Below are 22182 nucleotides of genomic sequence, written 5' to 3'. Positions count from 1 at the left end.
CTCCCGGCTATTCATGCAGTGTCGTCCGCGGGTGGCGAACCCGCAAAGCGGGGCTCCGGCAAGCCGCATCTCCCCACCTGCGCGGCGAACAGCGCGCCGGCCAGCGGCTCGTTCGCCAGCGATTCGGCATCCAGGCCGTCGCGGGCGCTGGTGACGTACAGCGTATCCAGCGCGGCGCCACCGAAGGCGGGGCGGGTGGGCTGGCTGGCGGGCACCGGCAGGATGCGGTCCACGCTGCCGTCGGCGCGGTAGCGCACCACGCGGCCCAGGCCCCATTGCGCGTTCCACAGGCCGCCGTCGGCGTCCACGCAGGAACCGTCGGGTTCGCCCGCGGTGCCGCGCAGGTCGGCGAAGTCGCGCGGGTGGGAGACTGTGTCGCCGTAGTCGCAGCAGCGGATCGTGCGCGTCAGCGAGTCGCAGTAGTACAGCGTGTTGCCGTCGGGGCTGAAGGCGAGGCTGTTGCTGATCGCCACGCCTTCCAGCGGCAGCTTTTCCAGCGTGAGGTCGGCGTTCAGGCGCCAGAAGCCGCCGATGGGCTGCTTCGCGCCGCCGCCGGAGGGCTCGTGCAGGGTGCCGAACACGAAGCGGCCCTGGCGGTCGCAGGCGCCGTCGTTGCAGCGCGTGGGCAACCCGGGTTCCACCTCGCGCACGGTGTGCAGCGCACCGTCTTCGATCCGGAAGAACGCCAGCCGCGAGGCCAGTGCCAGCAGCAGCCAGCCGTCCGCCTCGCACAGCGCGAAGGAAGCGAGGCGCTCGGGCAGCTGCCATTGCCGCGTCTCGCCGCTGGCAGGCGAGTGGCGCCATAGCGTGCACGCGGGGATGTCCGTCCAGTACAGCGCCTGCGTGCGCTCGCACCAGGTGATGCCTTCGCCCAGCGTGTTGCGAGCGTCGAGCGCGGCTTGCAGGGCCGCTTGCACTGCTGTGCTCATACCCAGCCGCCGTCCACGATGAAATCCTGGCCGGTGCACATGCGGCTGTCGTCGGCGGCGAGGAACAGCGCCATGCGCGCCAGGTCCTCGGCCATCAGGTAGCCGGGTAGGCACTGCACGCGCGCGATCTCGGCCTCGCCCTCGGCGTCCAGCCACAGCGCGCGCTGTTTCTCGGTGATGGCCCAGCCGGGCACCAGCGCGTTGATGCGGATGCGCTGCTGGCCGAGCTCGCGCGCCATGCCGTTGACGAAGCCGCGCACGGCGGCCTTGGCCATCGCGTACAGCGGGTAGCCGGCGTTCTTCTTCATCCAGCCGGTGGAGCCGAGGCAGATGATGGAACCGCCGCCCAGCTGCCGCATGTCGGGAATCACCGCCTGCGTGGCGAACACCTGGTGACGCAGGTTCACCGCCACGTTGCGCTCGAACAGGGCGGCATCCACGTCGGCCAGCGCGTGGCGCACGTCGTTGGCGGCGTTGTTGACCAGCACGGCGACGGGGCCGATGTGCGCGCGCGCCGCGGCGATGGCGGCGCGCAGCGCGTCGAGGTCGGTGAGGTCGCAGCGCAGGAACCGCGGCGCGTGCGCCACGTCCCCCAGGCCGGCGAGCACGGACTGCGCGCCCGCTTCGTCCACGTCGAGGAAGGCCACCTTGGCGCCCTGTCGCGCGAAGTGCTCGACGAAGGACGCGCCGATGCCGCTGGCGCCGCCGGTGACCAGCACGCTGCGGCCCTGCAGGCTGGGATAGCTGGCGTAGCGGTCGGCCATCGCGCTCACCACTCCGCCACGCTGCCGTCGGCGTGGCGCCACACCGGGTTGTGCCACTTGTGGCCCACCCGGGCGCGTTCGGTCACGTAGGCCTCGTTCACCTCGATGCCGAGGCCGGGGCCTTTCGGCATGCCCACGTAGCCGTCGGCGTAGGCGAACACCTTGCGGTCGGTCACGTAGTCGAGCAGATCGTTGCCGGCGTTGTAGTGGATGCCCAGGCTCTGCTCCTGGATGAAGGCGTTGTGGCATACCGCGTCCAGTTGCAGGTTCGCCGCCAGCGCGATCGGGCCGAGCGGGCAGTGCAGCGCCAGCGCCACGTCCCAGGCCTCGGCCATCGCGGCGATCTTGCGCGTCTCGGTGATGCCGCCGGCGTGCGAGGGATCGGGCTGGATGATGTCCACGCCGCCGGTCTGCAGCACGCGCTTGAAGTCGTAGCGCGAGTACAGCCGTTCGCCCAGGGCGATCGGCGCCGGCGAGATCGCGGCCAGCTCGGGGATCGCCTCCAGGTGATCGGAGAGCACCGGCTCCTCGATGAACATCAGCTTGTACGGCGCCAGCTCGCGCATCAGCACCTTGGCCATCGGCTTGTGCACGCGGCCGTGGAAATCCAGGCCGATGCCGATGTCCGGGCCCACCGCGTCGCGGATCGCCTGCACGTTCTCCAGCACACGCTCGACCTTGGCGTGGCTGTCGACGTATTGCAGTTCCTCGGTGGCGTTCATCTTCACCGCGGTGAAGCCGCGCGCTACCGCCTCCTGCGCCGCCCTGGCCGTATCCGCCGGGCGGTCGCCGCCGATCCACGAGTACACGCGGATGCGCTCGCGCACCGGGCCGCCGAGCAGCTCGTGCACGGGCTTGCCGAGATCCTTGCCCTTGATGTCCCACAGTGCCTGGTCGATGCCCGCGATCGCGCTCATCAGTACCGGGCCGCCGCGGTAGAAGCCGCCGCGGTAGAGCACGCTCCAGTGGTCCTCGATGTGGCGCGGATCCTTGCCGACGAGGTAGTCGGCCAGTTCCTCCACCGCGGCGGCCACGGTGTGCGCGCGGCCCTCGACCACGGGCTCGCCCCAGCCCGTGACGCCGGCGTCGGTGTCGATGCGAAGGAACAGCCAGCGCGGAGGCACTTGATAGGTGGTGAGGCGGGTGATCTTCATGCGTGCTTGTCCAGTGATTCCCAGGCCTGCGCGAAGGCGCGGGCGCGTTGTGCGGTGTCGTCGAGGGTGCGGCCCGGAGCGTACAGCGCCGAACCGATGCCGAAGCCGGCGGCGCCCGCGGCGATCCACGGCGCCATGGTGTCGGGCGCGATGCCGCCCACCGGCAGCACCGGCACTTCGCGCGGCAGCACCGCGCGCCAGGCCTTGAGCACGGCGGGCGAGAACTGCTCGGCGGGGAACAGCTTCAAGCCGTCGGCGCCGGCGGCCAGCGCGGCAAAGGCCTCGGTGGGCGTGGCCACGCCGGGCACGCACAGCAGGCCGGCAGCCTTGGCGGCGCGGATCACCGCGGCGTCGGCGTGCGGCATCACGATCAGCCGGCCGCCCGCGTGCGCCACCGCGTCGACCTGCGCCGGCGTCATCACCGTGCCCGCGCCCACCAGCACGTTCGCGCCCAGCGCCTCGGCGAGCAGGGCGATGCTGTCGAACGGCTGCGGCGAGTTCAGCGGCACCTCCAGCACGCGGAAGCCGGCGGCGACGATCGCGCGGCCGGTAGCCACCGCGTCGCCCGGCGCGAGGCCGCGCAGGATCGCCACCAGCGGCAAGGGCTTCAGCCAGGGAGTCAGCATGCGCGGGATTCCTCGGGATGGCGCTGGACGAGACGGGCCTGCACCGCCAGTTGCCACAGGCCATGCGCGGCGGCGTCTGCGAGCGGCGCGGGCAGCTCGATGCCGAACAGCGCGGCGGCGCGGCGATAGCGTTCGCACAGGGCGTCGTCGCCGACCAGTTGCAACGGCGCGTCAGGGCGGGCGAGGCCGTCGGCCAGCGCGGCGCGGAACTCCTCGCCGATCAGCAGGCCGGAGAGATAATCGGGCACGGATGCCGGCGCCAGCGCGCCGTCCAGCATCAGCGCACGCGCGGAGAACAGGCGGCTCAGCGCGCCGGCCGCGCCGCTGTCGCGCGCGGTGGCGACGCCGCGCGCGAACGCTGCCGCATCGTCCGCCGCCTCGGCGCCGATGGCGCCGAGCATGGAATGCTGCTGCAGCACCGCGAACAGCTCGCCGGTCATCAGGGTGCGGAAGCCGGTCACGGCGCCGCCCTGCACCGTGGCCCACTTGCTGTGCGTGCCGGGCAGGATGAAGGTGCCGGCTCCGGCCAGCGCGGGGCGCAACGCCAGCGCGCCGACCAGCTGGGTTTCCTCGCCGCGCATCAGGTCGGGGCCGTGCGGGTCGCGCAGGCCCGGAACCAGGTGGACATCCGAACCATCGGCGGCATGCACGGCGCCGAGCGCGCCGGCGAGCTGCGCGGCGTCCGCGGGCAGGTCGAGGTAGGGCATCTCGCGCCAGCCGTTGCGGCTGCCCACCATGCCGCAGGCCAGCCGCGGCAGCGCAGGCCAGCCGGCGGTGACGTCGGCCAGCGCGGCGTCGTAGCCGCCCGCGGGCAGCTGGCGGACGCCCCACGGGCGCGCACGCGTCTGCGCGAGCCGGCCCGCGCCGTCGAAGCGGAACGCGCGCAGGCTGCTGCTGCCCCAGTCGAGTGCGATCAATCCGGTCATGCTTTGGCGGCCGCGCGATCCCTGGCATGGCGGCGGATGTTGCTGCGTGAGTCGGCCACCATCTTCTGCATCGCCTCGCGCGCCACTTCCGGCTGGCGGCGGCGGATCGCGTCCATCACCTTCTTGTGGTGCGGCAGCGAATACCGGAAGTCGCCGGCGCTGCTGGCGGACAGCTGGAAGTAGCTGCCCAGCGCAGTTTCGATCACCGAGAACAGCGAGATCATCAGTTCGTTGTGCGTGCCGTGCAGCACGGCCTCGTGGAAGGCCAGGTCCGCCACGGTCCAGGCGTCGAGGCTGGCCGCCGCCTCCATCGCCGCGTAGGCCGACTCGATGCGCAGCATTTGCTCGCCGGTGCGCCGCCGCGCCGCGGCGGCGGCGGCGGCGGGTTCGATCACCTCGCGCATCTCCACCAGCTTCTCCACGAAGTCGTCGGTGGGCATGGAGGCGCAGCGCCAGGCGAGCACGTCGGCGTCGAGCTGGTTCCAGTACACGGTCTTGCGCACGCGGGTGCCGGTCTTCTGCCGCGACTCGATCAGGCCCTTGGCCGACAGCACCTTCATCGCCTCGCGCAGCGCCGTGCGGCTCACCTTCATGCGCTCGGCCAGCAGCTCCTCGCGCGGCAGGTTCTCGCCCGGCGCGATCTCGCCGCCGACGATCAGCCGGCCCAGCTCCTGCACCACCTGGCCGTGCAGGTTGCGCACCACGACGGGCTTTACCATGCCGTTCTCCCTGCCGCGACCGCGTGCTTCGCGGTCTTGCATGCTATTTGTACTACATAATGCGGAGCGTGTCGCGGGGCGCGATGCATGCCGGGGAGCAGGGCGGCAGCTTACCCGTCCGGACTGCCGCCTGCCGGCGCCCGCCAGCCGTCGTCCAGCGTGTGCAGGAAGGCAACGATGTCGCGGATGTCCCGCGCCGAGAGCGGGGCAGGGTCACCCGCGCGGCGGTCGAACGGGGCGTCGATGGTGTCCACGTTGGCGCGGTAGGCCGCGGGGAGGTCGTCGTAGACCAGCACATGGCCCTGCGCGTCGCGCGGATAGATCTTTTCCGGCGCGACGCTGCGCAGGTTGTAGAAGTCGAGCACCTCGGCCAGCGAGCGGTAGACGCCGTTGTGGAAGAACACGGCGCGCCGGTCCACGTTGCGCAGCGTGGGCGTGAGGAACATGCCGCAGTACTGCGTCTGCGCGGCGAGGTCCCTGCGGAACGGCCCGCACAGGCCGAGGTCGTGGAAACGCGGATCGCGGTTGGCCGCCAGCGTCGTGTTGCGCGGCACGCCCAACGCCTCGTACTGGGCGTCGGTGAACAGCGGCGGCAGGCCGTCGCGCGTGGGGCGGTCGAGGTGGCAGGCGGCGCAGTTGCCTTTCGCGGGGTCGTCGAACAGGCGCAGGCCGCGCGCCTCGGCGGGGGTCAGGCGGGCATGGCCCTGCAGCCACGCGTCGTACTTGCTGGTGAAGGGATGGAAGGACGGATCCTCGATCTCGAAGCGGCCGATGGCGAACATCGCCTCGTCGACGAGCTGCTGTGGATCGTCGACGATGCCCGTGCCGAACAAGCGCACGAAGCTCGCGCGGTAGCGGCTGTGCACCAGCTTTGCGGCTACCGCAGCCGTGCTGCGATTGGCCATTTCCACCGGATTGAGCAGCGGCAGGTAGGCCTGCCGCTGCAGCGAGTCGGCGCGGCCGTCCCAGAACAGGCCGCCCTGCGGGACCATCGCGGGCGCGGCGGGGGCGGCGTTCGCCAGCTTGCCGGCGCGCGGATCGTTGCGCGCGGCGGCGGCCAGCGCATTGAGATTGGGCACCACGTCGTCGGCGGAGCTGTCCGGACCGATGCTGAAGGGGCGCTGCCGGTACAGGTAGGCCAGCGACGGCGGCGGCCGGTAGCCGGCCTTGTGCAGGTGCACGCCGCCCGGCTGCACGGCGAGCGCGTTGGGTGGGTTGTAGCCGTACGCGGGGCTGTGGCACGACGCGCAGGATTGCCTGCCCGAGCCAGACAGCAGCGGATCGAAGAACAGCGCCTTGCCGAGTTGCGCCACCGCGCTCAGCGGCTGCGCCTTCGGCAGGCGCAGGTGCACCGGGTGCGGATTGCTGCCATCGTCCGGCGGCCTGGTCGCCCGGTCGACGAAGGCGTGGCTGGCGAGACAGCCGAAGGCGCCGGCCGCGCCGAGCAGCAGCCCGGCCAGGCGGCGCGACGGGGGCATGGCGCGGGGAGCGTGGCGTGCGACGCCCCCCTCACCGGCTTGCGGCGAGGGGGGCGAGGCGGCTGGCGTCAGGAATGCCAATGCCAACGCTTGTCCACCGGCAGGCCGGTCTCGGGATCCAGGAACAGGCGCGGCGTCATGTCGAATGCACGGCGGTGGAAGTCGAACATGCCCATGATGCTGCCGGCGGTGGCGTCGTTCGAACCCTGGCCGATGCGCTGGCCGTGCAGCCAGTTGTCCTCGATGAAGCGCACCACCGAGGCCTGCGTGATCTGCGTGTCGTCCAGGTAGTTGCTGCGCGCCCACGGCGAGATCACCAGGAACGGAATGCGCGTGCCGGGGCCGCAGCGGCCGTTGACGGTGTTGCCGTTCACGCCCACGCCCGGCCTGGCGCCCTTGGCATCGCACACGCCCGGCCCGTTGAGCTGGTCGGCGCCGATGACCGAGCCTTCCTTGGTGGTGGCGTCGAACGACGAGGTGGTGGGCGAGGTGTAGCGGTGGTCGTACCAGCCGTCGGAGTCGTCGTAGGTGACGATGACGGCGGTGCTGCCCCAGTCGGGTTGGTGCTGCAGGAAGTTGAGCAGCTTCACGAGGAAGGCCTGTTCGTCCAGCGGATCGGAATTGCCCGGGTGCGCGTCGTTCACGGCCGGCGGCTTGATGTAGCTCACCGAGGGGAAGTTGCCCGCCGCCACGGCCTTGAAGAAATCCCTGACGTCGTACTCGTGGTGCACCGGCGTGGCGGTGGCGTCCTTGTCGTCGGTGCGGCCGATCTCGGCCAGCGAGGTCGGGCGCGCATGCGTCGGGTTGGCGGTGCTGGCGTAGTACTGGAACCAGTTGTGGTGCGGGATGTAGTCGGCGATGGAGGCGTCCAGCACGCCGGAATAGGTGCTGCGCGCGCAGCCGGTGCTGCCGTTCACGTTGGTGGCGCCGAGGTCGAAGCCGCCCATGAAGCCGCCCCAGGTGATGTGTCCGGCATTGAGCAGGTCGCCGATGTTCCGCGACGACATCATCACCGTCTTGCTGGTGGACGAGCAGACGTCGTAGCCCGGGTCGGTGTCGCCGATCAGGCTGAGGCCGCCCTGGCCGTCGGGGATGGTGGCGGCGGAACCCAGCACCACCCTGGCGCCGTTGTTGGTGCCCGACACCACGGCGATCGCGCCCGGCGTCGAGGGGCCATAGGTATCGGTGTAGGCGTTGTCGTCCATCGCGAAGTTCTGTGCGTAGTTCCACAGCGCGGTGACGGTGTTGCCGTCGTAGTAGCCCATCACCAGACCGTGCGCGCCGAACGCGCCGGTGGTGGTCACCGTGTTGTTGCCGGTGTAGGCGGGAAAGCGGTCGGCGGCGCCGTTGTCGTAGGCGAGCTGCTCGGGCGTGTAGTTGTGGTTCTGGCCTTCGGTGTTGGCCTGGGTGCGGTCGAGGCGGAACGGATTCACCGCGTTGGCGCCGTTGATCGCGTTGAACTTGTTCGGGTTGGCGTTGAGCAATGCCGGCGTGAGGCCTTCCACGTGCGGCGTGAACGGCCGGGCCTTGAACGCGGGCTCACCCGCCGGATTCGCGGCCACCGGATAGGTGCCGAAGTAGTGATCGAACGAGCGGTTCTCGTCGAAGATCACCACCAGGTGCTTGATCGGCGTGGCGGTGCGGATCCTGTCCTGCGGCGATGGCCAGGGCGCATGCCGAACGTCGCCGGCATGCCGGCGCGGAACGGGGGCGGTCTGTGCATGGGCGGCGAGCGCCAATCCCATGGCGGCGATCGACGCGGGCAACAATGCCTTGCGGAGCAAGCGGAGGCTGCGCATGTGGAAACTCCCGGAGTGGATGCGGTGACGCTGGATGGGCGAGACATTCCTGATACGGATTCCCCCTCGCGGCGCGCCCCGGGTCGCGTCGTCCGCATCCCGGGGCGTGCGCGGGATTGCACCACTCTTGTATGAAGGTTGCGGGACAGCAAAAGTTTGCGACACCGGTCGGGCCATCGGTTACGCTGGCGCCAGCGCCGCGCCAGAGGGGACGCGGCGATTCATCGGACGATCGGGGGTTGCCATGTTGGGGATGTCGGTATTCGGAGCATTGGCAGGCATGGGCCTGGTGTTTGGCCTGGTCATGATCGTGGTCGCCGTGGTGGTCTCGGCGCTGGTGCTGAGCCTGGCTTATAGGTTGGTGGTCGGCCACATGCCGTCCTTCGCGCGGGCGCTGGGCACGGTGCTGGCGTCGTGGCTGGCATCGGTGGTGGTGGGGCTGGTCCTGCACGGCGGTGCGGGGCACCTGCTGTCGTTCGTGGCGCAGTTCCTGGTGGGCGCGCTGGTCATCAACCTGCTGTTGCCGGCGCAGGACGGCAGCCAGATCGGCTATGGCAAGTCCTGCCTGGTGCAGTTGCTGTACATGGTGATCTTCTTCGTGCTGGCCTTCGTGCTGGCGCTGGTGTTCGGCGGCATGATGATGGGCATGCTGCATCGCTGAGGCAGGCACGCCGCGGAACGGGGGCGTCCGCCCTCCGTTCCGCCGGCGGCAGCGGCCCGGTTCGGCCGTCTGGACGTCCATCCCCATCCGGTGGGTCGGGTCGACGCAAGATCCTGCAGCTTCGGTTCGCACGGGACGCGGCGTAGAATTTCCGCCTTTGAGTTGCGACGGACCTCTCCATGACCTCCCCGGCTGACAATCCTCCCGGCCACGCGGACGTGCGCACCGAAGGCAGCACCGACGCGCTGCCGCTGTCGCCCTCGCTGGGCGCGACGCTGGATGCGGCGAAGATGCCGCGCCGCTCCACCCTGGTCGACCGCCGCGTGCTGCGCATCACCGCGGTGTCGGTGGCGCTGGGCATCGGCGCGGCGCTGATCGCGAAGATCCTCACCATGCTGATCGGCCTGATCACCAACCTGGTGTTCTACGGCCGCGTCTCCGCCGCGTTCTCCTCGCCCGCCGGCGCGGTACCGCACCTGGGCTGGTGGGTGGTGCTGATCCCCGCGCTGGGCGGCGTGGTGGTGGGCTTCATGGCGCGCTGGGGTTCGCGCGCGATCCGCGGCCACGGCATTCCCGAGGCGATGGAGCAGGTGCTGCTCAACGAGTCGAAGATCCCGCCGCGCATCACCTTCCTGAAGCCGATCTCCTCGGCGATCGCGATCGGCACCGGCGGCCCGTTCGGCGCGGAAGGCCCGATCATCGCCACCGGTGGCGCGCTGGGCTCCTTCATCGGCCAGATCCTCAAGGTCACCGGCAGCGAGCGCAAGGTGCTCTTGGCGGCCGGCGCGGCGGCGGGCATGTCGGCGATCTTCTCCGCGCCGATCGCCTCGGTGGTGCTGGCGGTGGAACTGCTGCTGTTCGAACTGCGCCCGCGCTCGCTGATCCCGGTGGCGCTGGCCTGCGTGGCCGCCACCGGCATGCGCTACGTGCTGATGGGTACCGCGCCGGTGTTCCAGATGCCGGTGCTGGCCTCGCCGGGCGGCTGGGCGCTGGCCACCTACGTGCTGGTCGGCGCGGTGGTCGGCCTGCTCAGCGTGTGGACCACGCGCATCGTCTACGGCATCGAGGACTGGTTCGAGAAGCTGCCGATCCACTGGATGTGGTGGCCGGCGATCGGCGGCGTGGTGGTCGGCGTGGTCGGCTACTTCGCGCCGCTGACCCTGGGCGTGGGCTACACCAACATCGAGGACATCGTGAACGGCCGGCTGACGCTGGCGGCGCTGGCCTTCCTGTGCGTGATGAAGTTCCTGTCCTGGTCGATCTCGCTGGGCAGCGGCACTTCCGGCGGCACGCTGGCGCCGCTGTTCACCATCGGCGGCGCGCTGGGCGCGATGATGGGCATCGGCGTGGCCGCGCTGGCCCCGCGCTTCGGCATCGATCCGCGCATCGCCGCGCTGGTGGGCATGGCGGCAATCTTCGCCGGCGCCTCTCGCGCGCTGCTCACCGCGGTGGTGTTCGCGTTCGAGACCACCGCCCAGCCCGCCGGCCTGCTGCCGCTGCTGGGCGGCTGCACCGCGGCGTACCTGATCTCCGCGCTGATGATGCGCAACACCATCATGACCGAGAAGATCGCCCGCCGCGGCGTGCGCGTGCCCGCCGAGTACGCGGCCGACTACCTCGACCAGGTGGTGGTGGGCGACGCCTGCGCCCGCGAGGTGGTGACGCTGAAGACCGCGCAGACACTGGCCGAGGTGCGCCGCTGGCTCAACGAGGGCACGCCGGACTCGCTGCACCAGGGGTTTCCGGTGCTGGACGAGCGCGGTCGCGTGCAGGGCGTGCTGACCCGGCGCAGCCTGCTCGATCCGCAATGGCACTACACGCTGACGCTGGGCGAGCTGGTGACGCGGCCGCCGATCGCGGTGAACGAAGGTCACTCGCTGCGCGAGGCGGCCGATCACATGGTGGCCGAGGGCGTGGGCCGGCTGGTGGTGGTGGGCAAGGACGACCCGCATAAGCTGGTCGGCATCCTCACCCGCGGCGACATCCTCGCCGCGCATGCGCGGCGCCTGCGCGAGGCGCGCCATTCCGCGCGCTACCTGCGTTTCCGCGACGGCCTCAAGCCGCGCCCGGAGGATGTCCCGGCCGGAGCACGCAAGGGCTTCAGGCACAACGCGGGGTGATCCGCGCGGCATGGCGAAAACGGCCCCGTGGGGCCGTTTTCACGGGTGGCGCGATGCGCCTGCGCTCAATGCGCCAGGCTGGCCGTGGCGGTCTGCGCGGGGCTGCACTGCAGGTTGCGCGAGGCGCTTAGCCATTGCGGGTTCGGGTAGTAGGAAAACACGTACTGGCCGTTCTTGAGTGCGTCGATCAGCGGGTGCACCACCGCCGTGCGCACCGCCGGACAACCCCAGCTGCGGCCGATGCGCCCTTCCTTGCGGGCCAGCGCCGGGTTGACGTAGGCGGCGCCGTGGATCACCAGCGCACGCTCCAGCGCGTTGTTGTTGAAACCGGGGTCCAGCCCTTCCATCCGCAACGAATAGCCGTTGTGGCCGTCGTAGGTGCCCAGCGTGCGGAACAGCCCCAGGCTGGACTCCAGGCTGTCAGGCCGGTTGGAAAACCTGGTGGCGAGATCGCCGCCGGAATTGCGGCCGTGCGCCACCAGTTCGCGGAACAGCAGCTTGCGGTGCGCCAGGTCGAACACCCACAGCCGCGGTTCGGTGGAAGGCAACGAGTAGTCGATCACGGCGAGCCGGTCCGACGGCGGCAGGCCGCGCGCGGTGGCGCAATCGGTTGCCTGCAGCGCCAGCGCGATCACGGCTGGATTCGCCGCCGGCGCCAGCTGGTGCAGTGCGGCGGCCAGCGGGGTCTCGGCGGCATGGGCGGACAGGAAGCATGCGCCGGTGGCGAGGGCCGCCAGCAAAGCGGCACGGCGAATGATGGGGTTCATGAAGCGGAGGGCAGGCGGTGCGAAGCAGCGATGCTAATCGCGAGGCGTTAAGAATTCATTCACGCCCATGCAGGCGCTCCGCGTCGCGCGTCGCGCCGCCTCGCGGACCGAAATGACGGTTCCGGAATGGAGCGGGCGGCTTCATCTTCACATAACGGTTCACACGGGGCCGAGCACGATGGCCCGGCGGAACCAGGGGGGATCCCGACAGAAGCGACAAGGGAGGCAAGCGGATGAGCAGTCGTCAGATGTGGATGTCGGAGGGGAGAGCCGTTCCCGGGAAGCGACGGATGCTGGCCCTGGCGTGTGCCGCCGCATGGCTTTGCACCGCACCGGCCAGCACGGTTCTGGCGCAGGAGACCACGGGCCGGAGCGTAGCGAAGCCGGCCCCAGGGGAACAGGTGCCGCCTGAGCAGGTGCCGTCTGGGCAGGCGGCGAAGCCGGCGCCGGCCACCGGCAAGGGCAAGAAGACCAAGGTGGCGGCCAGCCAGCTCGGCGCCGTGGTGGTGACCGGCATCAGCAGCAGCATCCAGAGCGCGCTGGACACGAAGCGGAACTCCGACGACATCGTCGAGGCGATCTCCGCCGAGGACATCGGCAAGCTGCCGGACGTGAGCATCGCCGACAGCCTCGCGCGCCTGCCGGGCCTGGCCACGCAGCGCGTGGACGGCCAGGCCAGCGCGATCTCGATCCGCGGCCTGTCGCCGGATTTCGCCGGCACCACGCTGAACGGGCGCGAGCAGGCGACGATCGGCGAGAACCGCGGCGTGGAATACGACCAGTACCCGGCCGAACTGATCAACGGCGCGGTCGTGTACAAGACGCCGGACGCCAGCGTGGTCGGCCAGGGCCTGTCCGGCACGGTGGACCTGCACACCATCAACCCGCTGGACCTGCCCAGGCGCACGATGGTGTTCGACCTGCGCGGCGAGCACAACACCAACGGCAGCCTCAACCCCGGCACCGGCACGGGCACCAGCGGCCATCGCGCGAGCTTCTCCTACATCGACCAGTTCCTCGACCACACGCTGGGCGTCGCCGTCGGCTTCGCGCAGCTCGACCAGCCGATCCAGGAGAAGCAGTACCAGGCCTGGTGGTGGAGCGCCGACAACGGCAGCGCGGGCATCGACCAGAACTGGGGTGGACCGCACACGCCGGGCATGCCGGACAATGTGATCTCGCAGGAGGGCATGCAGCTGCGCGCGCAGTCGCAGAACGAGAAGCGCAACGGCCTGATGGCCGTGCTCGAGTGGGCGCCGAACGAGGTCTACTACTCGAAGCTGGACATGTATTACTCCACCTTCAACCGGCGCAAGTTCACCAACGGCGCGCAGTGGTCCAGCAGCCCGTGGGACAACGTGTCGTACAGCAACGTCGGCACCTCGCCCGGCACGCCGCTGCCGATCGTGACCTCGGGCACCATCGCCGGCATCGCGCCGATCCTGCAGAACGAGTACACCAAGGAACACGACAAGCTGTATTCGCTCGGCTGGAACAACAGGCTCTATCTGGGCGACTGGACGACGTCGCTGGACCTGTCCACGTCCTCGGCGCGGGTGAAGCTGCATGACGCCTACCTGTTCAGCGGCCTCGCCAACGGCGCGTTCACCGACGTCGCCTTCAACACGCCGGCGGGCGAGGGCTATCCGGACTTCAGGCCGGGCGTCGACCTGGCCAGCCCGGCGAACATGGTCTTCACCGATCCGGACAACTACGGCTACAACGGTCGCGAGGAATTCGACCGCCAGAACGACCGGATCAAGGCGTTCCGGCTGCAAGTGAGCCATCCGCTGGGCTGGATCTTCAGCAGCGTGGACCTCGGCCTCGACTATTCGGACCGCACCAAGACCAAGCACGCCGCGGTCGACTTCGCATGGCTGAACGGCAACGGCAGCACGGACATCACCTACCAGAACCACTTCAGCGCGCCGGTCGATCCGGCCTTCCTCTACGGCCCCACTTCGCTCGGCTACGGCGGCATCCCGCGCATCCTCAACTACAACGTGCTGGGCGCGATGTACAGCCAGTTCTACCTCACGCCGGAGAACGGCGCGGGCGACTGGAGCCGCAACTACACGGTCGAGGAGAAGGTGCCGCTGGCCTACGTCAAGTTCAACATCGACACCGAGCTGGCGGGCATTCCGTTGCGCGGCAACGTCGGCGTGCAGTTCGTGCACACCGACCAGTCCTCCGACGCGCTGCAGACCGACAGCAGCGGGGCGCTGGCCGGCTCGATCCACGGCGGCACCACGTACAACAACGTGCTGCCCAGCCTCAACCTGGTCGCCACGCTGGGCGACGGCCAGTACCTGCGCTTCGGCCTGGCCAAGACCATGGCGCGCGGGCGCATCGACGACGAGAAGGTGTCCTCCTCCGCATGGGTGTCGAAGCTTACCGACGGCCCGCAGGCCGGGCAGGTGGTGTGGTCGGGCAGCGGCGGCAACCCGCAGCTGAAACCCTACGTCGCGGTCGGCACCGACCTGTCGTGGGAGAAGTACTTCGGCAAGGCCAGCTACGTGTCGGTGGCGGTGTTCCGGAAGAACCTGCTGAACTACATCTACAACAAGACCATCCTGCATTACGACTTCACCGGCTACATCAACAACTCGCCCACCCTGCAGCCGAGCAGCCCGTACGGTTCGTTCACCCTGCCGGAGAACGGCACCGGCGGCTCGATGAACGGCCTGGAGTTGGCCGGCGCGCTGGAAGGCGGCCTGCTGACGCCCGCGCTGGAGGGCTTCGGCGTGCAGCTCAACTACTCGCTGACGAACAGCAACATCCCCACCAGCTCCGTCTCGTCGATCCCTGGCGGCCCGAAGACGCTGCCCGGCCTGTCGCACAAGGTGGGCAACATCGTCCTGTACTACGAGCGCTACGGTTTCTCGGTGCGCGTGGCGCAGCGCTACCGCTCCTCGTTCACCGGCGAGGCGGTGGCGCTGTTCGACCAGCTCGGCTACACCAAGATCCTGGCGAACCGGCAGACCGACCTGCAGCTTGGCTACGAGTTCGACGACGGTCGCTGGAAGGGGCTGTCGATCCTTCTGCAGGTGAACAACCTGGGCAATTCGCCGGATGCGACGGTGCAGTACGCCACGCTGGCCAACAACGTGCCGATGACCCGGCCGCTGGAATACGACACCTGGGGGCGCACCGTGCTACTAGGTTTCAACTACAAGCTGTAGCCTCGTGGAGCCTGGTCGCTGCCGCCCAGGCTTCCGGCTCCTGCATGCCGGGCGGTGCCTCGCCGTCGCCCGGCGCAGCGCCACGGCGGGCCGGTGTTCCAGACGTTCGGATGAGGTTGGCCATGGTTCGAATCCAGTGCATGGTGATCGCGATGCCATCGACGAGTTCCTGCAGCGCGAGCGCCGTGCATGGGTAAGGGCAGGGGTACTTCCGGCTGGGTTCCCATCGCGTCGGTCGTGGCGCTCACCGTGTGCGCACTCACCGCGTTGCGCCTGCCTCTGCGCCTGCCTCCTGCGCCGACGCTGTTGCTGCCGCCGACGCTGCCGGCGGGGCCGGCGGCCGAGCTGTGGCTGAGCACGCAGGACCGCCGACTGCGGCTGGCGCGGCAGCCGGATATCCCGATCGCCGCGCCGGCGCGGGCGTCGTCGGCTGCCGCCGCGGCCGACATCACCATCGACATCGGCAGGACCTACCAGAGCATCGTCGGCTTCGGCGCGGCGCTGACGGATTCGTCGGCATGGCTGCTGCGGAACCGCATGGATGCGCTGCAGCGCTTCGCCCTGCTGCGGGAGATGTTCGGGCCGCCGCCGGGACTCAACCTGGACATGCTGCGGCTGACCATCGGCGCCTCGGATTTTTCGCTGGAGCCCTATACGCTGGACGACCTTCCCAACGGCCAGCTCGACCCCGGGCTGGCGCACTTCAACATCGCGGCCGACCAGCAGGATGTGATACCCGTCGTGCGCGAGGTGTTGGCGATCAACCCGCAATTGCGCGTCATCGCCACGCCATGGAGTGCGCCGGCGTGGATGAAGAGCGGCGACAGCTTGATCGGCGGGACGTTGCTGGAGCAGTACGAGTCCAGCTATGCGCAGTACCTCGCCAAGTACGTCGACGCGTTCCGCGGCAAGGGCATCCCGATCTGGGCGCTGACCGTGCAGAACGAGCCTGCCTTCGAGCCGCTGACCTACCCCGGCATGCTGCTGTCCGCGGCGGCGCGCGCACGGATCATCGGCCAGTACCTCGGTCCGGCCCTGGCCAACCGAGATCCGCAGACCCGCATCCTCGAGTGGGACCACAACTGGGATGCGCCGGGGCAGCCGTTGAGCGTGCTGGCCGACCCCGCCGCCGCACGCTACGTCGACGGCGTCGCCTGGCATTGCTACGTGGGCGACCCGGCCTCGCAGAGCCGCGTGCACCGCGCCTTTCCGCACAAGGACGCCTATGTGACCGAATGCTCGGGCGGCGATTGGGAGTCCGCGAAGAACGGCGAACTGCTGTGGTTCGCGCGCGACCTGCTGCTTGGCGGCCTGCGCAACTGGGCACGCGGCGTGGTCTACTGGAACCTGGCGCTCGACGAGCGGCACGGGCCGCATTCCGGCGGCTGCAACAACTGCAAGGGCATGGTCGTGATCGACTCGCACACCGGCGCCGTGAGCCGCAACGACGAGTACTACGCGTTCGCCCACTACAGCCGCTTCGTGCGCCCCGACGCCGTGCGGGTGTGGTCCACCGCCACCGGCCCGGATCTCGACAACGTGGCGTTCCGCAACGCCGACGACGGATCGATCGTGCTGGTGGTGGTCAACAGCAAGCCGCAGGTGCGCCGCGTCAGCGTCGCGCAGGACAAGGTGTACTTCCAGTACACGATGCCGCCCGAAAGCGTGGCGACGCTCACCTGGAACCCGGACCTGGCCGCGGACTCGTGGGAGCAGCGCACGCGCCGCTTCCTGGAGAAGGCGTTGCGCGCCGTCACCCCGGGTGCGGCGCTGGATGCGCAGGGCGGCACGCAGTGAGGCAGGTCGGATGCACCGCGGTCGCGGCCGGCCCCGGCGACGGCACCCTGCGGAACGCTGGCGAAGTTTTTCCAAGACGGAGAATCGCGCGATGAGTCCAGGCAGCATGTGGCGGCGACACCTGTCGGCCGCAGTCATCTTCCTTGCAGGCATCGCCGCGCTGGCGCCTGGCGCACGCGCGGCGACGGCCGCGCCGCGGCCCAGGGTGATCGTCATCAGCCTGGATGCTTTCGGCGCCGGAAGCCTCAGGGATCCCGAACTGCCCGCGCCCACGCTGCATGCGCTGATGCGCCAGGGCGTGCACGCGGTTTCCATGCAGCCGATCAACCCCACCATCACCTGGCCGAACCACACCAGCATGGTCACCGGTGTCGACGCCAGCCGGCACCACGTGCTGGTCAACGGGCTGATCGTCAACCAGCGCCGGGCCACGCCGCCGCACATCGACATGAAGGCGCCGAAATCCGCGCTGGTCGCCGTGCCCACTGTCTACGACGTCGCGCATGCAGCGGGGCTCACCACGGCCGAGGTGGACTGGGTCGCCATCATGAACGCGCCGACCATCGACTGGCGCTTCCCCGAGAACCCCGACCCCGACGGCACCGTCGAGCAGGAACTGGTGCGCGAGGGCGTCGTCACTCGCGACGAACTCGTGCATTTCGGCCGGCCTTCGCAGGCATGGCGCGACCTGGTCTATACCCGTGCGGCCGTCGATATCATCCGGCGGCACCATCCCGATCTGCTGCTGCTGCACCTGCTCGCGCTGGACAGCATCGAGCACGAGACCGGCTACGGCAATGATTCCGGGCGCAACACCATCGCCTTCCTCGACGACCGCGTGAAGGAGGTCGTCGATGCGGTGCGCGCCACCGGCGAACTGGACCGCACCACCTTCATCATCGTCTCCGACCATGGTCAGCAGAGCGTCCATCACCGGCTGAATCCCGAGGTGTTGCTGCGGCAGGCCGGGCTGCAGGGCGGCGGCACCGGCCAGCCGGCGTTCTGCCTCCCCGAGGGCGGCTTCGCCCTGGTTTTCCAGGCGCATGCCACGCCGGCATCGCGGCTGGCGCTGAAGGCGCTGTTCGCCGGCAAGCCCGGCATCCGCGCGGCGTTGACGCCGGACGAGGCGGCGCAGCGTGGCTGGCCCACGCCGGCCACGAGCAACCAGGCGCCCGACCTGCTGCTCTATGCGGCCGACGACTACGAATTCAGCGACAAGGACGCCCGCCGTTACGACGCGCCGACGCTGCAGGTCGGCGCCCACGGCTACCCCAACTCGGATCCGCTGATGCAGGCCATCTTCATCGCTGCGGGCCACGGCATCCGGCGTGCGGGGGAAATTCCGGCGTTCCCCGACGTCGACATCGCGCCTACGCTGGCGCGTCTCCTGCACGTCCGCCTCGGCAACGTGCAGGGCAAGCCGCTGACGGCCATCCTCGAGCCGGGCGATTGAGTGGCCGCGGCCGGCGCCTGGCGCGCGGATGAAGCAGGACGCGCGATCATCGCCTGATCATGCGCGATGCGCTATACACATCGCCTGGGAGAAGGATGCCGGCCGTGTCGCCCTTGTCGTCGCGCTTGCGTGTGCTGCTGATCGCCTTGTGCCTGTTGCCGCTGGCGGGCCGGGCGCGGGCGCCGGATCCCGAGACCGCGAGCATCCGCAGCCAAGTGGAGCAGCTCGCCGCGGCCGGCGGTGCGATGTCCGCGCTGACGGATTTCTACCGGCAGCGCCAATACGCGCCCGCGTGGACAAGGCCGGCCACGGTGGACCAGTTGCTGGCCGCACTGGCCGGCACGGCTTCAGACGGACTCGATCCGGAGGACTACGGCTTGTCGCGCCTCAAGGCGATGCGCGCCGCGCTGGCCGATGACAAGGCCGCGCCGGCGCAGCGCGCACGGTTCGACCTACGCGCCACCGACGCCTACCTCGCTGCGCTGGTGCAGCTGTATCGCGGCAAGGTCGCGCCGGTCACGCTGGACCCGCACTGGAATTTCGAGGAGCGCCCGCTCGATCCCGCGCAGGACCTGCAGGCCGCCATCGATGCGGTGGACAGCGGCAGGGTGGCCGAGCTGTTCGCGCGTGCCCGTCCACAGGATCCGTTGTACGACCGGTTGCGCGACGCACTGGCGCGCTTGCGCGCGGTGGCGCAGCGCGGCGGCTGGCCAGGGTTGCCCGATGGCCCGACCCTGAAGCCCGGCATGCGGGACGCGCGCGTGCCGTTGCTGCGCCAGCGGCTGGTCGCCGGCGGTTACCTGCCGGCGGGCGAAGCCGCGGGCGAGCGCTACGACGCCACGCTGGAGGCGGCGGTGAAGCAATTCCAGCGAGACCAGTACCTCGCCGCCGACGGCGGCGTGGGCGCCGCCACCCGCGCCGCGCTCAACGTGACGGCGAACCGCCGCGTCGACCAGCTGCGGGTGAACCTGGAGCGCGCGCGCTGGTTGATGCACGAGGTGCAGGGTGATTTCGTGGTGGTCGACATCGCTGGCTACAAGGTCAGCTACTACAAGGACGGCAAGTCGGTGTGGAGCTCGCGCGTGCAGGTGGGCAAGCCTTACCGCAGCACGCCGGTGTTCAAGTCGCGCATCACCTACATAACGCTCAACCCGACCTGGACCGTGCCACCGACCATCCTGAAGCACGACATCGTGCCCAAGATCCGCGCCGATCCCGGCTACCTCGCCGCCAACCGCATCCGCGTGCTGGACAGCAAGGGCCAGCTGGTTCCGCCGCGGAGCGTGAACTGGAACAACCCCCGTGGCATCGTGCTGCGCCAGGATGCCGGCCCCGGCAATTCGCTGGGGCGGCTGGTGATCCGTTTCCCAAACCCCTACGCGGTGTACCTGCACGACACGCCGCACCAGGAGCTGTTTGGTGCGAGCCGGCGCGACTTCAGCTCCGGCTGCATCCGCGTGCAGCATGCGCGCGAACTGGCGGTGCTGCTGCTGGGCGACCCGGCGAAGTGGGACAGGGTAGCGCTCGATCGTGCGATCGACACCGGCAGGACGCAGACGGTGAACCTGGCCAGGCCGGTGCCCCTGCTGCTGGCCTACTGGACGGTGCACCTGCACCGCGACGGCCGGGTCAGCTACCGGCCGGACATCTACCAGCGCGACGGCAGGCTGTTGGCGGCGCTGGACCGCCGCCGCGTCTCGCCGCTGGATGCGCTGCCGGGTGGGGCGCCGTGAGCGCCGCCCGACGGTGGCTCAGATTTCCTTGTCGCCCACCAGCACCACGTCGGCCGGGCGCTGCGCGAACAGGCCCACGGTGACCACGCCGGCGAGCTGGTTGAGCTGCTGCTCCAGCGCCACCGGATCGGCGATCTGCCAGCCGTGGACGTCGATGATCCAGTTGCCGTTGTCGGTGACGATGCCGTCGCGCCACACCGGCTGGCCGCCCAGCTTCACGATCTCGCGGCTCACCAGGCTGCGCGCCATCGGGATCACCTCGATGGGCAGCGGGAAGCGGCCCAGCAGGTCCACGCGCTTGCTGGAGTCGATGATGCAGACGAACTTCCGCGCCGCCGCCGCCACGATCTTCTCGCGGGTGAGCGCGGCGCCGCCGCCCTTGATCAGGCGCTTGAACGGATCGCACTCGTCGGCGCCGTCGACGTAGAGGGCGAGCGGGCCGGTGGCGTTCAGGTCGAGCACATCGATGCCGTGCTTCCTCAACTGCGCGGTGGACTGCTCGGAACTGGACACCGCGCCCGTGATGCGGTCCTTCATGCCCGCCAGCGCGTCGATGAAGTACGCCACCGTGCTGCCGGTGCCCACGCCGACGATGGCGCCGTCCTCGACGTAATGCAGCGCGGCTTCGCCGGCCAGCTTCTTCTCGTTCGCGTTGCTCATGGCGGCACCTGATCTGGAAAGGGCGCCATGATCCCCGATTTGGCTGCGCACCGCACGCGCCGCGTAGGTGCGGCGCGGTGCGTGTTACGGTGCATGCCTGTCGGAGATACGGGGACGACGCATCGTGTGGCTTAGGACGACGCGACAACGCTGGCGCGCCAGCCTGCAGCGCGTGCAGCGGACGCTGCGCATGCCGTACTGGTTTCCGCACGTGCCACTGGCGCTGCTGCTGGGCCTGGGTGCGCTGGCGCTGCTTCGGCTGGACCTGGGCGTGGACTGGCAGCACTACCTCGGGCGCCTCGCCGCTGGCCAGTTCGATCTCAGGCCCGGAGTGCTGCCGCCGCTGCTGATCGGGCTGGGCCTGCTCACCATGGCGATCGGCCTGCTGCTGCGCTCGCGGCTGGCCTGGACGATGGCGCTGCTGCTCGCCGCCACCGCGCTGGTGAACCTGCTGATGGGCGCGCACCACGGCCACGTGCTGTTCGCCTACTTCCTGCTGCTGCTGGCGGCGCTGCTGGCGGCGTGGCGGCAGTTCAGCCGTTCCAGCGTGGCGGCCAGCACGCTGTTCGCATTGACTTCGGTGGCGATGCTGCTGACCTACGCCACCTTCGGCAGTTACTACCTGGGCGCCGATTTCCGGCCGGCGATCACCGATCTCACCACCGCGCTGTACTACGCGATGGTCACCATGAGTACGGTGGGCTACGGCGACATCGTGCCGGTGACGCCCGAGGCCAAGCTGTTCGCGGTGTCGGTGATCGTGCTCGGCGTGGCGGTGTTCGCCACCTCGCTGACCGCGGTGATCGCGCCGATGGTGAGCCGCAGCCTGCAACGCATCGTCAACCGCAAAGGTTCGGGCATGAAACGGGAAAACCACTTCGTCGTGATCGGCAATTCCTCGCTGGCCATCAACACCTGGCGCGAGCTGGCCAGGCGCGCGCGACCGGTCACCCGCCTGCTGCGCGAGGCGCCGTCCGACGGCGAGCTGGCAGGCGTGGACGTGGTGGTGGGCGACCCCAGCAATCTCGACGTGCTGCGTCAGGCCGGCGCGCACAAGGCCGAGGCCGTGCTGGCGATGCTCGCCGACGATTCCGAAAATGCCTTCGTGGTGCTCGCGGTGAAGGAGCTGGCCGGCAGCGCACGCACCGTGGCCGCGGTGAACGACGCCAGCCACCTCGGCCGGGTCAGGCTGGTGCAGCCCGACGTGGTGATCGCGCCGCAGGTGCTGGGTGGCGAGTTGATGGCGATGCTGCTGTCGGGCGAGGAAGTGACCGGCGATTTCGTGCTGCAGCGGGTGTTCCAGCAGGTGCCGGCGGCGCCGGGCAAGGGGTGACCTGCTGGTATCGATGAGTCGCGCCGGCCGGCGGACTCATGGCGCATTCAACGGGTGTACGGTAATGTACCGTACAAGGAG

The 22182-nt window shown here is 69.8% G+C and carries 17 protein-coding genes; 7 read left to right on the top strand and 10 right to left on the bottom strand.

Features of this window, described 5'->3' with window-relative positions:
- Positions 1-11: 11 nt before the first annotated feature.
- The 8 genes from ACQGNW_RS02720 to ACQGNW_RS02685 form a co-directional block, all read right to left on the bottom strand.
- Entirely contained in the window at positions 12-929 is a 918-nt protein-coding gene (locus tag ACQGNW_RS02720; RefSeq protein ID WP_426661525.1) for an SMP-30/gluconolactonase/LRE family protein, read from the bottom strand.
- Entirely contained in the window at positions 926-1693 is a 768-nt protein-coding gene (locus ACQGNW_RS02715) for an SDR family NAD(P)-dependent oxidoreductase (protein ID WP_426661524.1), read from the bottom strand. The genes ACQGNW_RS02720 and ACQGNW_RS02715 overlap by 4 nt, the downstream gene beginning before the upstream one ends.
- Positions 1694-1698: 5 nt before the next feature.
- Positions 1699-2847 carry a galactonate dehydratase gene (gene dgoD, locus ACQGNW_RS02710; protein ID WP_426661523.1) on the bottom strand — a complete coding sequence of 383 codons (1149 nt, stop codon included), beginning with the start codon at positions 2845-2847 and terminating at the stop codon, positions 1699-1701.
- The gene (locus ACQGNW_RS02705; protein WP_426661521.1) at positions 2844-3473 is read right to left on the bottom strand and encodes a 2-dehydro-3-deoxy-6-phosphogalactonate aldolase; all 630 of its coding nucleotides are present in this window, start codon (positions 3471-3473) and stop codon (positions 2844-2846) included. Before ACQGNW_RS02705 ends, dgoD begins: the two co-directional genes overlap by 4 nt.
- On the bottom strand, positions 3467-4399 hold the full coding sequence (locus tag ACQGNW_RS02700; protein WP_426661520.1) for a 2-dehydro-3-deoxygalactonokinase: 933 nt from the start codon (positions 4397-4399) through the stop codon (positions 3467-3469). The genes ACQGNW_RS02705 and ACQGNW_RS02700 overlap by 7 nt, the downstream gene beginning before the upstream one ends.
- Positions 4396-5118 (bottom strand): FadR/GntR family transcriptional regulator, encoded by a 723-nt coding sequence (locus ACQGNW_RS02695; RefSeq protein ID WP_426661519.1) that lies wholly within the window; start codon positions 5116-5118, stop codon positions 4396-4398. The genes ACQGNW_RS02700 and ACQGNW_RS02695 overlap by 4 nt, the downstream gene beginning before the upstream one ends.
- A gap of 110 nt (positions 5119-5228) precedes the next feature.
- Positions 5229-6596: a cytochrome-c peroxidase gene (locus ACQGNW_RS02690; RefSeq protein ID WP_426661518.1), complete on the bottom strand. Its 1368-nt coding sequence runs from the start codon at positions 6594-6596 to the stop codon at positions 5229-5231.
- 68 nt (positions 6597-6664) lie between these two features.
- Positions 6665-8395 (bottom strand): phospholipase C, encoded by a 1731-nt coding sequence (locus ACQGNW_RS02685; protein ID WP_426661517.1) that lies wholly within the window; start codon positions 8393-8395, stop codon positions 6665-6667.
- A 280-nt stretch (positions 8396-8675) separates the two neighbouring features.
- On the opposite strand from ACQGNW_RS02685, the gene ACQGNW_RS02680 reads away from it, so the two are divergent.
- Positions 8676-9056, top strand: a complete 381-nt coding sequence (locus ACQGNW_RS02680) for a hypothetical protein (protein ID WP_426661516.1) — start codon at positions 8676-8678, stop codon at positions 9054-9056.
- Between the two features lie 179 nt (positions 9057-9235).
- Positions 9236-11176 (top strand): chloride channel protein, encoded by a 1941-nt coding sequence (locus ACQGNW_RS02675; protein WP_426661515.1) that lies wholly within the window; start codon positions 9236-9238, stop codon positions 11174-11176.
- A 65-nt stretch (positions 11177-11241) separates the two neighbouring features.
- Here the strand turns inward: ACQGNW_RS02675 and ACQGNW_RS02670 are convergent, their stop codons facing one another.
- Entirely contained in the window at positions 11242-11943 is a 702-nt protein-coding gene (locus ACQGNW_RS02670; RefSeq protein WP_426661514.1) for a murein L,D-transpeptidase catalytic domain family protein, read from the bottom strand.
- 254 nt (positions 11944-12197) lie between these two features.
- Between ACQGNW_RS02670 and ACQGNW_RS02665 the strand changes: the two genes are divergently transcribed.
- From ACQGNW_RS02665 to ACQGNW_RS02650, 4 genes are all read left to right on the top strand, one after another.
- The gene (locus ACQGNW_RS02665) at positions 12198-15125 is read left to right on the top strand and encodes a TonB-dependent receptor (protein ID WP_426661609.1); all 2928 of its coding nucleotides are present in this window, start codon (positions 12198-12200) and stop codon (positions 15123-15125) included.
- Between the two features lie 189 nt (positions 15126-15314).
- A complete protein-coding gene (locus ACQGNW_RS02660) occupies positions 15315-16922 on the top strand; it encodes a glycoside hydrolase family 30 protein (protein WP_426661513.1) in 1608 nt (535 codons plus the stop codon).
- 91 nt (positions 16923-17013) lie between these two features.
- Positions 17014-18375, top strand: a complete 1362-nt coding sequence (locus tag ACQGNW_RS02655; protein ID WP_426661512.1) for an alkaline phosphatase family protein — start codon at positions 17014-17016, stop codon at positions 18373-18375.
- 95 nt (positions 18376-18470) lie between these two features.
- Positions 18471-20108 carry a L,D-transpeptidase family protein gene (locus ACQGNW_RS02650; protein WP_426661511.1) on the top strand — a complete coding sequence of 546 codons (1638 nt, stop codon included), beginning with the start codon at positions 18471-18473 and terminating at the stop codon, positions 20106-20108.
- Between the two features lie 18 nt (positions 20109-20126).
- Here ACQGNW_RS02650 and rpiA read toward each other — a convergent pair whose 3' ends face one another.
- Positions 20127-20768: a ribose-5-phosphate isomerase RpiA gene (gene rpiA, locus ACQGNW_RS02645; protein WP_426661510.1), complete on the bottom strand. Its 642-nt coding sequence runs from the start codon at positions 20766-20768 to the stop codon at positions 20127-20129.
- Positions 20769-20892: 124 nt separating this feature from the next.
- On the opposite strand from rpiA, the gene kch reads away from it, so the two are divergent.
- Positions 20893-22101 carry a voltage-gated potassium channel protein gene (gene kch / locus ACQGNW_RS02640; protein WP_426661509.1) on the top strand — a complete coding sequence of 403 codons (1209 nt, stop codon included), beginning with the start codon at positions 20893-20895 and terminating at the stop codon, positions 22099-22101.
- Positions 22102-22182: the final 81 nt, after the last annotated feature.

Source organism: Rhodanobacter aciditrophus (assembly GCF_050026795.1).
Classification (GTDB): Bacteria; Pseudomonadota; Gammaproteobacteria; order Xanthomonadales; family Rhodanobacteraceae; genus Rhodanobacter_A.
The sequence above is the reverse complement of the archived record's forward strand: the minus strand, read 5'-3'. Positions and strand labels throughout refer to the sequence as shown.